Below are 15,501 nucleotides of genomic sequence, written 5' to 3' on the forward strand. Positions count from 1 at the left end.
CCCGCTGCCTACTGCGGCCCGCCGCAGAAGCCGGCGCGCTCGGTGGTCTTCGCGGTGAACAGCACGCGCGTGGTGGTCGCCGCGCTGCGCGGCTCGTTCTGCGGCCACTCGGTCTGCACCCAGGTGTATTGCCAGTCGTAGGGCGCGCCGGGCTTGAATGTCTCGCCATAGGCGATGCGCAGGCTGCCGAAGCTCTCGTCGTGGCAGTGCTTCGAGGTCTTGTATTCCTTCTCGCTGAAGCAGGCGCGGATCATCTTGGAGCACGAGAAGGGAATGCCCTCCTGCACCGCCTTGCCGCCTTCGAGCGGCACGAAATCGGCGGTGTCGAACGACGCGCCGCCGCCCGAATAGCCTTCCGACACCGTCTGCAGCACGGCCACGGCCCATCGGCCCTCGGCCACCGGGTAGAGCGCCGGCGCGAGCGAGAGGCGCGCCTCGGAACGGCTGGCGTCGCTGTCTTTCTTCAGGGCCTGCGCGTAGTCGGAGAAATCATGGAGACGAGCGAGCTGCCAGCCCTTCGCGTCGCCTGCATCCCGCCTGATGCGCGCCATGGCGAGCGGCTCGGCGGACAGCACCACGTAGTCGCCGGCCGCGGCGCCGCGCGGGCGGTAGAGGCCCAGCTGCTGCGCGTTGCAGGGCTGCGGCAGCAGTGCGCACAGCCGCGTGCGCCACTGCGCATCGATCGAATCGGGCTTCTTCACCGCATCGAACACCTGCGCCGACGGCGCGGAAAGATCGGGAGCGGCAGACACCGCAGCGGCGAACGGCAGCAGGGCGAGCAGGAGCGGCAGCTTTCTCATGGAGCCGGATGGTAGCCAGCGACGGCGCTTCTGGTTGATAAAGTCGCACGCGACCATGAATCCTTCTTCTCCCGCCCTCCTCCGGATCGACGCCCTGCGTTTCGCCTACCCCGACCAACCCGCGCTGGTGTCCGGCTGGAACGCGTCCGTCGGCCCGGGCGTCACGCTGCTGTACGGCGACACCGGCACGGGCAAGTCGGCGCTGCTGCAGGTGATCGCCGGCACGCTGGCCGCCTCCTCGGGCCGGCTGACGGTGGCGGGCGCGAGCCTCGACAGCGCGCCCGAGGCCTATCGCCGCCAGGTGTTCTTCGTCGACCCGACGACCGACCGCTTCGACCAGCTCACGGCCCGCGAATGCACGGCCTCCCTCGCCGAGGGCGACGCCGGCTTCGACCACGCGAAGTGGCAGGCCATCGCCGACGGCTTCTCGCTGGCGCCGCACCTCGACAAGAAGATGTTCATGCTCTCGACCGGTTCGAAGCGCAAGGTGTGGATGGCCGCCGGGCTCGCGTCGGGCCGGCCGCTCGTCCTGCTCGACGAACCGACCGCCGGGCTCGACATGCCCTCCACGCGCTGCCTGTGGGCCACGCTCTCGGAACTGGCGGCGCAGTCGAAGCAGGCGGTGATCGTGGCCAGCGCGGCGCGCATCGACACCGTGCCGCTCGCGGCCACCATCGAACTGCCGCTGCGCGAAGGCTGACCCGTCTTCAGGCCGGGTCGAAGTCGGTGCTGCGGCTCAGGGCTTCCCAGGCCTCCATGTCCTTGAGCATCGCCTGCGCATGGGCGCGCACCGCGTCGACCGAGTCGCCGCCCAGCGGCAGGCGCAGCGGCGTGTTCTCTGCTTGCAGCGCCTTCGCGATGGCCACGGCCGCCTTGCGCGGATCGCCGGCCTGCGTGTTGTGCATGCTGTGCGCGAACTCGCGGGTGGCGCCCACCACCGGCTGGTAGGCCTCGATCACCGGCATGTGGCGCATGCCGCTGCCCGCGAGCTGCGTGCGGAACTGGCCCGGCTCCACGATCAGCACCTTGATGCCGAAGGGCGCCACCTCCTGCGCCAGCGCTTCCGAGGCGCCCTCCAGTGCGAACTTGGAAGCCGAATAGGCGCTGAAGCCCGCGAACGACAGCTGCCCGCCCAGGCTGGAGATGTTGACGATGGCGCCCGACCTCTGCGCGCGCAGCACCGGAAGCGCGGCACGGGTAACGGCCATCGCGCCGAAGAAGTTGGTGTTCATCAGCGCGCGCAGCTCTGCGTCGGACGTTTCCTCGAGGGCGCCGACCACGCCGTAGCCCGCGTTGTTGACGAGCACGTCGATGCGGCCGAAGCGCGCGACTGCGGCCTGCACGGCGGCCTCGGCGGCACCGGCCGCGTCCACGTCGAGCGGGGTGGCCAGCACGCGGTCGGGCGCCAGCGCCACGAGGTCGACCAGGCGGTTTGCGTCGCGGGCGGTGGCGACCACGTTGTGGCCCAGGGCCAGGGCGTGCTCGGCGAAGGCGTGGCCGAAACCGGAGGCTGCACCGGTGATGAACCAGGTCTGGCGGGCTTGCGAGGAGGTGCTGGCGATGTTGGAGGCGTTGGACATGAGGCTGGCTCCTTGAGGGGTTGAGGGTTGCCGTGAAGGCATGGCGTGACTGTTCCAGCAAACCCACTCAACGACTAGCCAGTTCAAATCGAAAGCACTGTGCGATACAGTGCATGAATGGACCGCAACCTGCTTCCGCATCTCGCGATCGTGCTGGCGGTGCACCGGCGCGGCGGATTCGCCGCGGCGGCGGCCGAACTGGGCATGAGCGCCTCGGCCGTGAGCCACGCGGTGCGCGCCGTCGAGGACCACCTGGGCCAGCCGATCTTTGCCCGCACCACCCGCAGCGTGCGGCTGACCGAGGCCGGCGCGGGCTTCATCGACATGCTGGCCCCGGCCATGGGCGAGATCGCCGACGCGGTGGACCGCTTCGGCGAGTCGCTCGGGCGGGTGGGCGGCGTGCTGCGCGTCAACGCCCCTCACGTGGCGCTGCCGCTGGCCATGACCCCGCTGGTGGCCGAAATGGCGCGCCGCCACCCGGGGCTGGTGATCGAGATCACCTGCGACGACGGGCTGGCCGACATCGTGGCGAGCGGCCACGACGCCGGCGTGCGGCTTGGGCACACCGTCGCGCAGGACATGGTGGCGGTGCGCCTCACCCCGCCCTTCGAGGCCATCCTGGTGGCCACGCCGCGCTACCTGGCCATGGCCGGCGAGCCGCGCAGCATCGAGGCGCTGCAGCAGCACAACTGCATCGGCTTCCGCTTCGTGACTTCGGGCGGCGTCTACGCCTGGGACCTGCGCGACGAGGGCGGCGCCCATGTCTCGGTCGAGGTGCCGGGCACCGTGCGGGTCACCGACGCGCTCTACGCCCGCGACCTGGCGCTGGCCGACGTGGGCATCGCCTACATCTTCGAGCCGCTGGTGCGCGCCGAGCTGCGCGAAGGCCGGCTGCGCCAGCTGCTGCCGCGCTCGGCCTTCGGGGAGCCAGGGCTCTTCTTGTACTTTCCGCGCCGGGCGGCCCAGGCGCCCAAGCTGCGCGCCTTCGTCGACCTGGCCCGGGAAATGCTCGAAAAGTCCGTTTCCGGCCAGCCGGAGGCCCTTTAAGACTCGCTTCCGGCCGGGGCTTGGTAACCCGCATGGCGAAACACGGTCCCGGCGGGCGACAATCGGGGGCTCCGGCAAAAACGGGCCACCCCCCGGACAGCCGGAAGTTCCAGCCAACCCGACAACCAGGATCTACGGAAGCAAGCGCATGAGCTCGAAGCAACCCACCATCGTCTACACCCTCACCGACGAGGCGCCCCTGCTGGCGACCTACGCGTTTCTGCCCATCATTCGCGCCTTCACGAATCCGGCCGGGATCAACGTCGAGACCAGCGACATCTCCGTGGCGGCCCGCATCCTGGGCGAATTCCCCGACTACCTGAGCGACGAGCAGAAGGTGCCCGACAACCTCGCCGAGCTGGGCAAGCTCACGCTCAAGCCCGAAGCCAACATCATCAAGCTGCCCAACATCAGCGCCTCGGTCGCGCAGCTGAAGGCCGCCATCAAGGAACTGCAGGGCAAGGGCTACAAGATCCCCGACTACCCCGAGAACCCGACCACGGACGAGGACAAGGACATCCGCGCGCGCTACAACAAGTGCACCGGCAGCGCCGTGAACCCCGTGCTGCGCGAAGGCAACTCCGACCGCCGCGCACCGAAGGCCGTGAAGGAATACGCGCGCAAGAACCCGCACAGCATGGCCGACTGGAGCCAGGCCTCGCGCTCGCACGTCTCGCACATGCACGGCGGCGACTTCTACCACGGCGAGAAGTCCATGACGCTCGACCGCGCGCGCAACGTCAAGATGGAGCTGATCACCAAGAGCGGCAAGACCATCGTGCTCAAGCCCAAAGTCGCCCTGCTCGACCGCGAGATCATCGACTCCATGTTCATGAGCAAGAAGGCGCTGCTGGCCTTCTATGAAAAGGAGATCGAGGACGCGCACAAGACCGGCGTGATGTTCTCGCTGCACGTGAAGGCCACCATGATGAAGGTCTCGCACCCCATCGTGTTCGGCCACTGCGTGAAGATCTTCTACAAGGAAGCCTTCGAGAAGCACGGCAAGCTGTTCGACGAGCTGGGCATCAACGTCAACAACGGCATGGTCGACCTCTACAACAAGATCGCCACGCTGCCGCAGAGCACGCAGGACGAGATCAAGCGCGACCTGCACGCCTGCCACGAGCACCGCCCCGAGCTGGCGATGGTCGACTCGGCCAAGGGCATCACCAACTTCCACTCGCCCAACGACATCATCGTGGACGCATCCATGCCCGCGATGATCCGCAACGGCGGCAAGATGTGGGGCGCCGACGGCCGCCTGAAGGACGTGAAGGCCGTGATGCCCGAATCGACCTTCGCCCGCATCTACCAGGAGATCATCAACTTCTGCAAGTGGCACGGCGCCTTCGACCCCAGGACCATGGGCACCGTGCCCAACGTGGGCCTGATGGCCCAGAAGGCCGAGGAATACGGCTCGCACGACAAGACCTTCGAGATCGCCGAGGACGGCGTCGCCAACATCACCGACCTGGACACCGGCGAAGTGCTGATGAGCCAAGAAGTGGAACAGGGCGACATCTGGCGCATGTGCCAGGTCAAGGACGCCGCGATCCGCGACTGGGTCAAGCTGGCAGTCAACCGCGCGCGCAACTCCGGCATGCCGGTGGTGTTCTGGCTCGACGCCTACCGTCCGCACGAGGCGCAGCTGATCACCAAGGTCAAGATGTACCTGCACGAGCACAACACCGCGGGCCTGGACATCCAGATCATGAGCCAGGTGCGCGCCATGCGCTACACGCTGGAGCGCGTGGTCCGCGGCCTGGACACCATCAGCGCCACCGGCAACATCCTGCGCGACTACCTGACCGACCTGTTCCCCATCATGGAACTGGGCACCTCCGCCAAGATGCTGTCGATCGTTCCGCTGATGGCCGGCGGCGGCATGTACGAGACCGGCGCGGGCGGCTCCGCTCCCAAGCACGTGCAGCAGCTGGTGGAAGAGAACCACCTGCGCTGGGACTCGCTGGGCGAATTCCTCGCGCTCGCCGTGAGCCTGGAAGACCTGGGCCTGAAGACGAACAACAAGAAGGCGGCCATCCTGGCGAAGACGCTGGACACGGCCACCGGCAAGCTGCTCGACAACAACAAGAACCCCTCGCCCAAGACCGGCCAGCTCGACAACCGCGGCAGCCAGTTCTACCTGGCGATGTACTGGGCGCAGGAACTGGCCGCGCAGACCGAAGACCTGGAGCTCCAGGCCGCCTTCGCCAAGCTGGCCGAGACGCTCGCAGCCAACGAGCAGAAGATCGTCGACGAGCTCGCGGCCGTGCAGGGCAAGCCGGTGGACATCGGCGGCTACTACCTGGCCGACCCGGTCAAGTTCTCGGCCATCATGCGCCCGAGCGCCACGCTGAACGCGGCGCTGGCCTCGGCGTAAGAAGGTCGATCGACCTCGTGCGGGCGGCAGCCATGAAGCCCTTCAGGCTCGCGATGCTTCCCGCCGTGCTGGCCCTGGCCGGCGCGGCGGTCAGCGCACACGCGGCCGAGGACTGCGAGGCCCTGCGCACCCGCATCGAACAGAAGATCGCCGCGAGCGGCGTGGCGCGCTTCACCGTCACCGTCGTCGATGCCAACGCATCGGCCGACGGACAGGTGGTGGGCAGCTGCGAGCTCGGCACGAAGAAAGTCGTCTATCTGAAGGACGCTGGGGCTGCACCGGCTCCTGCTCCCGCATCTATCCCTGCATCTTCCGCCCCGAAGCCGGCTCCGGCCCAGGGCGCGGACGAACCCATGATCACCGAGTGCAAGGACGGCACCGTGACCATGGGCGACTGCAGACGACAGTAACGGCAACCCGGCGGCGCCTGCCGCCCGGCCCTGCCCGCCCCATTCATTCCTGTGGCCGGATCGATCCGGCTCTTCAGCCCTTTGCCACCACCCGCGCGATCCACGCGAGCAGCACCGCCTCGACCTCGTCGCGGTTGGTCTCGTTCAGCGCCTCGTGACGCGCGCCGCCGAAGACGTGGCACGACACGTCGCGCAGCCCCGCCTGGCGATAGCGCTCCACCAGCGGGTAGAACCACTCGGCCTTGTTGCTCACCGGATCTTCGCCGCCGATGAAAAGGTACAGGGGCAGCTCGGGGCGGATGGTCTTGCGCATCGCCTCCGGCGTGAGGTCGCCCAGCTTCGCGAACATCGAGCCCAGCCCCTCCGGCGAGACCGTGAAGCCGCACAGCGGATCGGCGATGTACGCATCGACCTGCGCCGGATCGCGGCTGAGCCAGTCGAAGGGCGTGCGCACGTCGGGCAGCGCGGCGTTCATGTCTTCCAGCTTGAAGCCCGACTGCAGCGCGGTTCCCAGCAGGTCGAGCGCCGAAGTGCCGGACAGCGCAGCACCCGCGAGCAGCGAGCCGTGCTCGACCAGGTAGTACTGCAGCGCGAACGAACCCATGCTGTGGCCCAGCAGGATCAGCGGCAGGCCCGGATGCAAGCCGCGCACATGGCGGCTCAGCAGCGCCATGTCGTCCACCAGCCCGGCGAACGCGCGCGGACCGAACTCGCCCAGCTCGCCGCGCGCCTGCGCGCCCTTGCCATGGCCGCGATGCTCGTTCGCATAGACCGCGTAGCCCGCCTGCACCAGCGATTCGGCCAGATGCCGGTAGCGCAGCGAATGCTCGCCCATGCCGTGCGCGAGCTGGACGATGGCGCGCGGCTTCGTCACCGTACCAAGCCACCGATGAACCTCCACCGTGACGCCGTCGTTGGCGGTGAGCTCGAAGTGGGTCTCGGTGGTCGGCATGCAGTGCTCCATTCAGTGATTGATGGAGCCGATCCTAGGGGCTGGTACGCGGCGATTCGATCAGGGGTTTCCTGCTTTTGTCGCGTGGTGGACAGCAGACATGCATCCTCTTCTGCCGCTTGGGCTCGACCGCGCTCAGAGACTTCCCCTGGATATACTGCCGCGTCGCGCCGAGCTGGCGTGACCGGGTTTGGAAGCCTGATTCACCTCTGCGACACAACCGCACACATGGAGATCACTCGTGGCTCGACCCGCTTCCGTTTTCACGCACCCCGGCACCTCTGCCGCATCCCCCGACTCCGCAATTGACGCGCTCGCCCGCAAGGCTTGCGACGACGCAGCGCAATTGAATGAGGTTCTGCAAGCCCATGCCTGCATTGAAAAGCTCATCGCTCCCGAACGTACAAGCGAACTCGAAGAGATGGCGACCTCACGCAGCGAACTGGGTGCGCTGCTTCGCCTCGCCAACGCAGAGCTTCAGCGCTGCATCAGCGCAGTCGAGAGCAGCACATCGCAACTGCATGACGCGCTGATCGCCGAAGAGACGCTCGCGAAACCCGCGTAACTCGCCGTCTATCGTGGCCCGCCGCCGGCGAGCAGCGCGGCCATCTTCCGCAGAGCCGCCTCCGGCGTCGCCTCGATGTGGATCGAACACGCCAGCATCAGGTTCAGCTGCTGCCCGAAGTCCTCGACCGCGATGCCGGAGCCGGCTTCGCGCAGCACGCCGTTCGCGTCGACCTCGCATGGCAGCGCGGCGCGTACGCGGTCTGCGTAGCTGCCTTCGGGCACGCCGTAGGCAACGACCGGGATGCCCAGCGCGATCGCCGCGCCGACCTCGAACACGGTGCCGGAATCTGGCTCCATGCCCCTGAAGCTCGCAAGATTGGCGACCACGCCATCGGCGCCGCGTAGGCGCTGCATGTTGGCTTCGTAGATCTGCTTCTCGGGCGCATCGGAGGTCTGCTCTTCGTTGCCGTCCGCCGGCAGCAGGGCCGCGAGGCCGGCTGCGTCGCAGGCGGCCGACAACCTGACGAAATGCGCCCTGGCGTCGGGGCGAAAGACGTCGGGCCCCGCGAGGTAGATGCGCGGGCGGGCCGTGTTCGGGGAAGGCTTGTTGTCCATCGGCGCAGCATCCGCGATTTCCGGCTCTTGCTCAATCCTTGCGACATGGTGCAAAGCGAATTACCGATGGATGCATCGGCCGGCAGCACCGGCCGATGCGGCTTCGGGGAATCAGGCAAGAAACTCGCACGAAGCGACTAACGCCCCACCCGCGCCTTTTTCAAGAATGGACGCTCCATCCACTAACCAAGGCGCACCATGAACACCGCACGTCGCACAGGCGCACTCACCGCGCTCTCGCTATCACTTGCCATGGCCTCGGGCCCTTCGCAGGCACAACCCCAACGCCCCAGGCTGCTCGAAGACCCGAACCGCTTCGTGGGCATGTGGGTGACACAAGACGGCCACATCCGCCACGAACTGCTCCCCAACGGCCGCTACGACGAGGCGCGCGGCACGCGCCCGAGCGCCTACCGGGGCAGCTACAGACTGACGGGCAACCACATCGACTACGTCGACGACACCGGCTTCACGGCCGACGGCGAGTTCCGCGACGGCGTGCTGTACCACGCGGGCATGGTGCTCTACCGCGAAAGCACTACGCGGCGCTGAGCCGGGCGAAGCGGCGGACGCAGTCGGCATCGCGTTTTGCAGGATCAGGCAAAAACCGCGTTCGATTCGTCTACCGCTTCGGGCCCGCGAAAACGCACACTTCTCTGCATGCCCGGCTCACGCTCATTCCAGTGTGTGCCCCACGGCAGACAGATCAGCACGAGGAGTTCACCATGACCACGATCCAGGAAAAAGTCGTACTCATCACCGGCGCGAGCAGCGGCATCGGCGAAGCGACCGCCAGGCTGCTTGCGCGGCGCGGCGCCAAGGTGGTGCTCGGTGCGCGCCGCACCGACAGGCTCGCCGCGCTGGCGGCGGAGATCACGGCCACGGGCGGCACGGCGAGCTACCAGCGCCTCGACGTGACGCACCGGCCCGACATGGAAGCATTCGCCGAATTCGCGCTCGAGACGCACGAGCAGATCGACGTGCTCGTCAACGCCGCGGGCGTGATGCCGATGTCACCGCTGTGGAACCGCAAGATCGAGGAGTGGGAGCTCATGATCGACGTGAACCTGCGCGGCGTGCTGCTGGGCATCGCAGCGGTGCTGCCGACGATGCAGGAGCAGGGCTGGGGCCACATCGTGAACGTGGCGCCGGTGGCAATGCATGGGCTGTCGCCGGGCTCGGCGGTGTACCACGGCACGCAGTATGCGGTGAACGCAGTCTCCGAGGGCCTGCGGCAGGAGCATGCCGGCCGGCTGCACGTGACGGTGGTGAGCCCCGACGTGCACGGCCCCATCGATCCGCTGGCCGAGCGCATCGCGGCCAGCTACGCACGCGAACGCATGCGCACCAACCGGCGCATCGCGGTGCCCGTGGATGCGGTGGCACGCTCGATCGCGGGCGCCATCGAGGGCTACGGCATCACGGCCGGTGCGATGCGCCCGCCTGCCAGGCAGCAGAGGCCGCGCCCGGCCGAATACGCTCAGTAGGTCTTGTAGGGCAGGAACTTGCCCGACAGCACCACGTTGACGCGGTCGCCCTTCGGGTCGGCCTCGCGCTGAATGTCCATGCTGAAGTCGATGGCGCTCATGATGCCGTCGCCGAATTCCTCATGGATCAGTTCCTTGATGGTGGTGCCGTACACGCTCACCACCTCGTACCAGCGGTAGATGAGCGGATCGGTGGGCACCGGCGTGGGCAGCGAGCCCTTGTAGGGCACGACCTTCAGCCACTTCTGCTCCTCGGCGGTGAGGCCGAAGATCTTGCCGATGATCTTCGCCTGCTTGTCGTCGAGCGTCATCTGGCCGAGGCAGGCGGCGGTGGTCCACTCCTTCGAGAGGCCGACCTTCGTGGCCACGTCGGCCCACTGGATGCCTTTGCTGACCTTGGTGGCGATGATCTTCTCGGTGACGTCGTTGCGGTTCATGGGGTTTGCTCCTGATCGATATGAACGTGATGAAGGGGTGAAGGCGAGGTCACGCCGCCTTCGCGCGCGTGACGAGGAAATCGACGATGTGGTTGCGCAGCGCGTAGTAGCCGTCGAGGTGGTGCAGCGAGGCGCGCGTGCGCTCGCGCGGCAGCGGGTTGACCACCGTCTCGACGATGTTCCCCGCGCGGTACCCGCCCTGCGGCAGGTCGGTGCCGTTGCTCATGAGCAGGATGCGGTCGGCCAGCAGGATGGCCTCGTCCACGTCGTGCGTGATCATGAAGACGGTCTGCTGCGTCTGCCGCACGATGGCCATCAGCTCGTCCTGGATGGTGCCGCGCGTGAGCGCGTCGAGGGCGCCGAAGGGCTCGTCGAGCAGCAGCATCTTGGGGCTGATGGCGAAGGCGCGGGCGATGCCCACGCGCTGCTTCATGCCGCCCGAGAGCTGCGAGGGCTTCTTGTCGATGGCCGCCTGCAGTCCGACCATGGCGACGAAGCGCTCCACCTGCGCATCGACCTGCGCGGCCGACCACTCGGGCCAGCGCGAGACTACCGCGAAGGCGATGTTCCTGCGCACCGTGAGCCACGGCATGAGCGCATGGCTCTGGAACACCACGCCGCGCTCCAGGCTGGGGCCGGATACCTCTCGCCCATCCATGAAGACATGGCCCGCGCTCGCCTGGTCGAGGCCCGCCAGCACGTTGAGGATGGTGGTCTTGCCGCAGCCCGAGTGGCCGATGATGCAGACGAACTCGCCGCGATCGAGCGTGAACGACACTTCGGCGAACACGGGCCGCGCGGGCATGAAGGCCTTGGCAAGGCCCTCCACGCGCAGGAAGCCGCGGGCGCCCGGCGCCTCCACGGCAGCGGAAACGACAGGCTGGGTCATGGCTTCACCTCGGGCTGCGGGAACGGCGCGCTCACTCCACATAGGTCACCTTCCGCTGCAGCGCCGCGAAGGCCTGGTCGAGCAACATGCCCACCACGCCGATCAGCAGGATCGCGAAGATCACGTTGGTGAGCGACAGGTTGTTCCACTCGTTCCACACGAAGTAGCCGATGCCGGTGCCGCCCACCAGCATCTCGGCCGCCACGATGACCAGCCACGCGATGCTCATGCTGATGCGCATGCCCGTGAGGATGGTGGGCGCCGCCGCCGGCAGGATGACGCGGAACGCGCGGCGCAGCGGCTTCACCTCGAGCGTGCTGGCCACGTTGAGCCATTCGCGCTTGACCGAGGCCACGCCGAAGGCGGTGTTCAGCAGCATCGGCCAGACAGAGCAGATGAAGATCACGAAGATGCCGCTGACCGACGAGTCCTTGATGGTGTAGAGCGCCAGCGGCATCCACGCCAGCGGCGAGATCGGCTTGAGCACCTGGATGAAGGGGTCGAAGGCCTTGTGCAGCAGCGGCGACATGCCGATGACGAAGCCCAGCGGCACCGCCACCATGCACGCCAGCGCGAAGCCCAGGCCCACGCGCGCCAGCGACCAGGCCAGCTGGATGGCGATGCCCTTGTCGTTGGGGCCGTTGTCGTAGAACGGATTCGACAGGTGCTTCCACGCGGTGGCGGCCATCTCGGCGGGCGTGGGAAAGCCCGAGCTCTTCACCTGGCCCTGCGTGGGGTCCTTGCCGAGCATCTTCTGGTATTCGATCTGCTCGGCGGTCATGCCTGCCGCGGCGGAGGTGCCGCCGGCCGGTGCGGTGGCGACCTGCCACACGCCCACCAGCAGCAGGAACATCAGCAGCGACACCAGCGCCGCCTTGAACGAAAGAGCCTTCTTCCGCATGGCTCAGGCCATCTTCGCGATGGCGAAGCTCTTGAGGTAGTCGTCGGGCTTCGCGGGGTCGAACACCTTGCCCATGATGGTGAACTTCGGGTACGCCCCGTCGGGCACCGGCTGGCCCAGGTCCTTCATGCGCTTCTTCGCGTCGGTGAGCAGGAAGACCTTCTCGGCGATCCGCCTGTAGTCGATGTCGCCCTTCACGTAGCCCCAGCGCTTCATCTGCGTGAGCATCCACACGGCCATCGACTGCCAGGGGATCGGGTCGAAGTCGGCGCGGTCCGGCACGGTGCGGATGTTGCCCAGGCCGTCGGCGAACTTGCCGGTGAGCACCTGCGTGAGCACGGTCTCGGGCTGGTTCAGGTATTGCGCGGGTGCGATCACCTTGGCGATGAGTTCGCGGTTCTTCGGATCGCGCGCCATGGCCGACGCGGTGAGCACCGAGCGCACCAGGGCGGCGAAGGTGTTCGGGTTCTTCTCGATGAACTCGCTCGACGTACCGAAGGCGCAGCACGGGTGGCCGTTCCACAGGTCCTTGGTCAGCAGGTGGATGAAGCCGATCTCCTCGAACACCGCGCGCTGGTTGAACGGATCGGGGCCGAGGTAGCCGTCGATGTTGCCGGCGCGCAGGTTGGCCACCATCTCGGGCGGCGGCACCACGCGGATCTGGATGTCGGTGTCGGGGTTCAGGCCCGCTTCCGCCACGTAGTAGCGCAGCAGGAAGTTGTGCATGCTGTACTCGAAGGGCACGGCGAACTTCAGGCCCTTCCAGGTCTTGGGGTAGCGCTTGTCCTTGTGCTTGTTGGCCAGCGTGATGGCCTGGCCGTTGGTGTTCTGGATGGTCGCGACGTTCATGGGCACCGCGTTGGAGCCCGCGCCCATCGAGATGGCCAGCGGCATCGGCGACAGGAAGTGCGTGGCGTCGTACTCCTTGTTGAGCATCTTGTCGCGGATGAGCGCCCAGCCCGCCGTCTTCACCACCTCCACGTCGAGGCCCTGCTTCTGATAGAAGCCCAGCGGGTGCGCCATGATGAGCGGCGTGGCGCAGGTGATGGGAATGAAGCCGATCTTGAGCTTCGTCTTCTCCAGCGGCGCCTTCTCCTGCGCCATGGCCTGCAGCGCGCCCAGCGGAAACACCGAGGCGATGGCCGCGCGCGCGGTGCCCGCGCCCACGGCGCGCAGGAAGCCGCGCCGCACGCTGTCGACGGGGAACAGCGCCTTCATGAGGCTGGCCTCGAGCTTGTCCTGCGGCAGCACGCCTGCGCGCTCCGCGCCATGCACGCGCCCGCAGGCGCAGCGCATGTTCAGTGGCCGGTCGGCATCGTAGGGATCGCAGGCGGTCGGTTCGTGCGGGTCGGACATGGTGGTGCACCTCGTTGGAAAGATGCAGCCGCCGTTGCAAGCGCCGGGCCGGAAAGTCCCTGCGCAGGCCATTGCGGAGCTCGCGGCATCAGATCGTGCCGCCGATGTCGAGGCCTTGTAGGGCTGGCACTACAAGCCGGTGCACGCCGGCGGCGCGTTCGGGCTCTTTTCAGCCTGGAGAGCCCTGCTTGCCGTGGCGTTCGGCATACAGGGCCAGCTCCACGTCGTTCTTGGTGCCGGTCTTCTCGAGGATGCGTGCGCGATATGTGCTCACGGTATTGGGCGCCAGGCCCAGCTGCGCACCGATTTCGCTCACGCTGTGCCCCGCGCTGAGCAGCCGGTACACCTGGTGCTCGCGGTGCGAGAGCACCTCGGCGCCCTGCCCGGCGCCTCGCCCCACGGCCGTGGCCAAGGCCTCGGCCGTGGCCGCGGACACGTAGAGGCCGCCGCCCGCCACCTTGCGCACCGCACCGACCATGTCGTCGGCGTCGGCGCTCTTGTTGAGATAGCCCGATGCGCCCAGCTTGATGCAGCGCACCGCGTATTGCTTCTCCGGATAGGTGCTCAGCATCAGCACCGGAAGCGATGGCCATTGCTTGCGCAGCGCCTGCAGCACGTCGAGCCCGTCGCGGCCGGGCAGGGCAATGTCGAGCAGCACCACGTCGAGGCCCTCGGGTCCGCCGAGCGCCTGCACGGCTTCCAGCACCTCGGGGCCGGTCTGCGCCTCGGCGCGCACGACCATCGCGGGCAGTCCGTTGGAGAGGTCGCCCAGCATCTGCTTCAGGCCCTCGCGCACGATGCGGTGGTCGTCGCCGATGAGCACGCGGATGTCGCTCATTGCGCGCCTCCGTGCGCATCCACGTGCAGCGGCAGTTGAAGGCGAAAGGTGCTGCCCTCGCCCACGCGGCTCTCGATGTCGATGCGCCCGCCGAAGTGGCGCGCTCGCTCGCGCATGCCGAGCACGCCGTAGGAGGTGGCGGCCTCGAAGGCCTGCGCCGGCGCGCCGACGCCGTCGTCTCGCACGCTGATGCTCAGCCGCGCCTGCTCGACGCCGATGCGGATGTCGAGGCTGCTCGCCCTGGCATGGCGCCCGACGTTGCTCAGCATCTCCTGGAAGATCCGGAACACCGCGATGGCCGCGGGCTCGGGCAGCTCCACGCCGGGCGGCACGTCGAAGCGCCAGTCCAGCTCCAGCTCGGCCGCCTGCACGAACTCGTGCGCCTGCCATTCGAGCGCGGCCCACAGGCCCTGGTGGTCGAGGATGCTGGGGCGCAGGTCGGTGATGATGCGCCCCACGTTGTCGACCGCGCGCTCGATGAGCTGGCTCATGTTCGTGCACTTGCAGCGCATCTGCTCGCGCATGGCCTGCGCCGCGTCGGGCGTGCGCTCCTGCTGTTCGCCCAGGCGCTTGCCGATCCAGTTGACGTCCATCTTCAGCGCCACCAGCAGGCTGCCGAGTTCGTCGTGCACCTCCCGTGCGATGCGGGTGCGCTCCTCCTCTCGCACCTTGTCGAGCCATGCGGAGAGCTCGCGCAGCTGCGCCAGCGCATCGCTGAGCTCGCGGGTGCGCTCCTGCACGCGCAGGCCGAGTTCGTCCTTGGCCTGCTGAAGCGCCTCCGCCTGGCGCCGGCGTTCGGTGATGTCGACGAAGGTGATGACGGCGCCGCGCACCTGCGTGCCGTCCATGATCGGGTGGCTCGAATACTCGACCGCGAAGGCGCTGCCGTCGCGCCGCCAGAACACCTCGGTGTCGATGCGGCAGGGCAGGCCGCGCCGGAAGGCGTTGAAGATGGGGCAGTCGGTATCGGCGTAATGCGAGCCGTCGGGGTGCGAGTGGTGCGTGAGCTCGTGCATGTTGGAGCCGAGCACGTCGCCCACCTCATGGCCGAGCATCTGCGCGCCGGCCCGGTTGATGAACATGCAGTGGCCGTCGAGGTCGATGCCGAAGATGCCCTCGCCCGTCGATTCCAGCAGCAGGCCGAGCTGGTGCTGCCACAGCGGGTGGCTGGCGGCGGGGTTCAGTACGGGCGTCTCCATGCACCAAAAGCAAGCAACAGCCGTGCCCGGGATCTTCTCCCTCTCCCCTCGGGGAGAGGGGACAACGCGGGAACAACGCAGTTCAGCGCGGCTCAGCGCGGCT

At 67.8% G+C, this 15,501-nt stretch carries 17 protein-coding genes; 7 read left to right on the forward strand and 10 right to left on the reverse strand.

Features of this window, described 5'->3' with window-relative positions; all coding sequences use genetic code 11:
• Nucleotides 1-8: 8 nt before the first annotated feature.
• Entirely contained in the window at nt 9-800 is a 792-nt protein-coding gene (locus tag G369_RS0111685; protein ID WP_019654184.1) for a hypothetical protein, read from the reverse strand.
• Nucleotides 801-855: 55 nt separating this feature from the next.
• Between G369_RS0111685 and G369_RS0111690 the strand changes: the two genes are divergently transcribed.
• A complete protein-coding gene (locus tag G369_RS0111690) occupies nt 856-1,500 on the forward strand; it encodes an ABC transporter ATP-binding protein (RefSeq protein ID WP_019654185.1) in 645 nt (214 codons plus the stop codon).
• A gap of 7 nt (nt 1,501-1,507) precedes the next feature.
• Here the strand turns inward: G369_RS0111690 and G369_RS0111695 are convergent, their stop codons facing one another.
• On the reverse strand, nt 1,508-2,380 hold the full coding sequence (locus G369_RS0111695) for an oxidoreductase (protein ID WP_019654186.1): 873 nt from the start codon (nt 2,378-2,380) through the stop codon (nt 1,508-1,510).
• Nucleotides 2,381-2,497: 117 nt separating this feature from the next.
• On the opposite strand from G369_RS0111695, the gene G369_RS0111700 reads away from it, so the two are divergent.
• The 3 genes from G369_RS0111700 to G369_RS0111710 all read left to right on the forward strand — a co-directional run bounded on the left by G369_RS0111700 (nt 2,498) and on the right by G369_RS0111710 (nt 6,217).
• Nucleotides 2,498-3,427: a LysR family transcriptional regulator gene (locus G369_RS0111700; protein WP_019654187.1), complete on the forward strand. Its 930-nt coding sequence runs from the start codon at nt 2,498-2,500 to the stop codon at nt 3,425-3,427.
• Between the two features lie 148 nt (nt 3,428-3,575).
• On the forward strand, nt 3,576-5,807 hold the full coding sequence (locus G369_RS0111705; RefSeq protein WP_019654188.1) for an NADP-dependent isocitrate dehydrogenase: 2,232 nt from the start codon (nt 3,576-3,578) through the stop codon (nt 5,805-5,807).
• A 32-nt stretch (nt 5,808-5,839) separates the two neighbouring features.
• The gene (locus G369_RS0111710) at nt 5,840-6,217 is read left to right on the forward strand and encodes a DUF1161 domain-containing protein (RefSeq protein WP_019654189.1); all 378 of its coding nucleotides are present in this window, start codon (nt 5,840-5,842) and stop codon (nt 6,215-6,217) included.
• Nucleotides 6,218-6,290: 73 nt separating this feature from the next.
• On the opposite strand, the gene G369_RS0111715 is transcribed toward G369_RS0111710, so the two are convergent.
• Nucleotides 6,291-7,169 (reverse strand): alpha/beta hydrolase, encoded by an 879-nt coding sequence (locus G369_RS0111715; RefSeq protein WP_026346335.1) that lies wholly within the window; start codon nt 7,167-7,169, stop codon nt 6,291-6,293.
• A 241-nt stretch (nt 7,170-7,410) separates the two neighbouring features.
• Here G369_RS0111715 and G369_RS38150 point away from each other — a divergent pair, with 241 nt between their 5' ends.
• Entirely contained in the window at nt 7,411-7,734 is a 324-nt protein-coding gene (locus tag G369_RS38150; protein ID WP_099047477.1) for a hypothetical protein, read from the forward strand.
• A gap of 8 nt (nt 7,735-7,742) precedes the next feature.
• On the opposite strand, the gene G369_RS0111725 is transcribed toward G369_RS38150, so the two are convergent.
• Nucleotides 7,743-8,291 carry a nucleoside 2-deoxyribosyltransferase gene (locus G369_RS0111725; protein WP_019654192.1) on the reverse strand — a complete coding sequence of 183 codons (549 nt, stop codon included), beginning with the start codon at nt 8,289-8,291 and terminating at the stop codon, nt 7,743-7,745.
• 198 nt (nt 8,292-8,489) lie between these two features.
• Between G369_RS0111725 and G369_RS0111730 the strand changes: the two genes are divergently transcribed.
• Both G369_RS0111730 and G369_RS0111735 read left to right on the forward strand, forming a co-directional pair.
• Nucleotides 8,490-8,843: an Atu4866 domain-containing protein gene (locus G369_RS0111730; protein ID WP_026346336.1), complete on the forward strand. Its 354-nt coding sequence runs from the start codon at nt 8,490-8,492 to the stop codon at nt 8,841-8,843.
• Between the two features lie 173 nt (nt 8,844-9,016).
• Nucleotides 9,017-9,778, forward strand: a complete 762-nt coding sequence (locus G369_RS0111735) for an SDR family oxidoreductase (RefSeq protein WP_019654194.1) — start codon at nt 9,017-9,019, stop codon at nt 9,776-9,778.
• On the opposite strand, the gene cynS is transcribed toward G369_RS0111735, so the two are convergent.
• The 6 genes from cynS to G369_RS0111765 all read right to left on the reverse strand — a co-directional run bounded on the left by cynS (nt 9,772) and on the right by G369_RS0111765 (nt 15,398).
• A complete protein-coding gene (gene cynS, locus G369_RS0111740) occupies nt 9,772-10,215 on the reverse strand; it encodes a cyanase (RefSeq protein ID WP_019654195.1) in 444 nt (147 codons plus the stop codon). The genes G369_RS0111735 and cynS overlap by 7 nt on opposite strands.
• A gap of 49 nt (nt 10,216-10,264) precedes the next feature.
• Nucleotides 10,265-11,104 carry an ABC transporter ATP-binding protein gene (locus G369_RS0111745; protein ID WP_019654196.1) on the reverse strand — a complete coding sequence of 280 codons (840 nt, stop codon included), beginning with the start codon at nt 11,102-11,104 and terminating at the stop codon, nt 10,265-10,267.
• Nucleotides 11,105-11,135: 31 nt separating this feature from the next.
• Nucleotides 11,136-12,005 (reverse strand): nitrate ABC transporter permease, encoded by an 870-nt coding sequence (gene ntrB / locus G369_RS0111750; RefSeq protein WP_019654197.1) that lies wholly within the window; start codon nt 12,003-12,005, stop codon nt 11,136-11,138.
• A 3-nt stretch (nt 12,006-12,008) separates the two neighbouring features.
• Nucleotides 12,009-13,361 carry a CmpA/NrtA family ABC transporter substrate-binding protein gene (locus G369_RS0111755; protein ID WP_019654198.1) on the reverse strand — a complete coding sequence of 451 codons (1,353 nt, stop codon included), beginning with the start codon at nt 13,359-13,361 and terminating at the stop codon, nt 12,009-12,011.
• Nucleotides 13,362-13,530: 169 nt separating this feature from the next.
• The gene (locus tag G369_RS0111760) at nt 13,531-14,199 is read right to left on the reverse strand and encodes a response regulator transcription factor (protein ID WP_019654199.1); all 669 of its coding nucleotides are present in this window, start codon (nt 14,197-14,199) and stop codon (nt 13,531-13,533) included.
• A complete protein-coding gene (locus G369_RS0111765; RefSeq protein ID WP_019654200.1) occupies nt 14,196-15,398 on the reverse strand; it encodes a sensor histidine kinase in 1,203 nt (400 codons plus the stop codon). Before G369_RS0111765 ends, G369_RS0111760 begins: the two co-directional genes overlap by 4 nt.
• Nucleotides 15,399-15,501 lie beyond the last annotated feature (103 nt).

Source organism: Variovorax atrisoli 110B (assembly GCF_000382045.1).
In the GTDB taxonomy this organism is placed as follows: Bacteria; Pseudomonadota; Gammaproteobacteria; order Burkholderiales; family Burkholderiaceae_C; genus Variovorax; species Variovorax atrisoli.

What these genes read in the sequence shown, in the direction of transcription:
- G369_RS0111685 (WP_019654184.1), bottom strand. Translation starts at nt 800, where the DNA reads ATGAGAAAGCTGCCGCTCCTGCTCGCCCTGCTGCCGTTCGCCGCTGCG.
- G369_RS0111690 (WP_019654185.1), top strand. Translation starts at nt 856, where the DNA reads ATGAATCCTTCTTCTCCCGCCCTCCTCCGGATCGACGCCCTGCGTTTC.
- G369_RS0111695 (WP_019654186.1), bottom strand. Translation starts at nt 2,380, where the DNA reads ATGTCCAACGCCTCCAACATCGCCAGCACCTCCTCGCAAGCCCGCCAG.
- G369_RS0111700 (WP_019654187.1), top strand. Translation starts at nt 2,498, where the DNA reads ATGGACCGCAACCTGCTTCCGCATCTCGCGATCGTGCTGGCGGTGCAC.
- G369_RS0111705 (WP_019654188.1), top strand. Translation starts at nt 3,576, where the DNA reads ATGAGCTCGAAGCAACCCACCATCGTCTACACCCTCACCGACGAGGCG.
- G369_RS0111710 (WP_019654189.1), top strand. Translation starts at nt 5,840, where the DNA reads ATGAAGCCCTTCAGGCTCGCGATGCTTCCCGCCGTGCTGGCCCTGGCC.
- G369_RS0111715 (WP_026346335.1), bottom strand. Translation starts at nt 7,169, where the DNA reads ATGCCGACCACCGAGACCCACTTCGAGCTCACCGCCAACGACGGCGTC.
- G369_RS0111725 (WP_019654192.1), bottom strand. Translation starts at nt 8,291, where the DNA reads ATGGACAACAAGCCTTCCCCGAACACGGCCCGCCCGCGCATCTACCTC.
- G369_RS0111730 (WP_026346336.1), top strand. Translation starts at nt 8,490, where the DNA reads ATGAACACCGCACGTCGCACAGGCGCACTCACCGCGCTCTCGCTATCA.
- G369_RS0111735 (WP_019654194.1), top strand. Translation starts at nt 9,017, where the DNA reads ATGACCACGATCCAGGAAAAAGTCGTACTCATCACCGGCGCGAGCAGC.
- cynS (WP_019654195.1), bottom strand. Translation starts at nt 10,215, where the DNA reads ATGAACCGCAACGACGTCACCGAGAAGATCATCGCCACCAAGGTCAGC.
- G369_RS0111745 (WP_019654196.1), bottom strand. Translation starts at nt 11,104, where the DNA reads ATGACCCAGCCTGTCGTTTCCGCTGCCGTGGAGGCGCCGGGCGCCCGC.
- ntrB (WP_019654197.1), bottom strand. Translation starts at nt 12,005, where the DNA reads ATGCGGAAGAAGGCTCTTTCGTTCAAGGCGGCGCTGGTGTCGCTGCTG.
- G369_RS0111755 (WP_019654198.1), bottom strand. Translation starts at nt 13,361, where the DNA reads ATGTCCGACCCGCACGAACCGACCGCCTGCGATCCCTACGATGCCGAC.
- G369_RS0111760 (WP_019654199.1), bottom strand. Translation starts at nt 14,199, where the DNA reads ATGAGCGACATCCGCGTGCTCATCGGCGACGACCACCGCATCGTGCGC.
- G369_RS0111765 (WP_019654200.1), bottom strand. Translation starts at nt 15,398, where the DNA reads ATGGAGACGCCCGTACTGAACCCCGCCGCCAGCCACCCGCTGTGGCAG.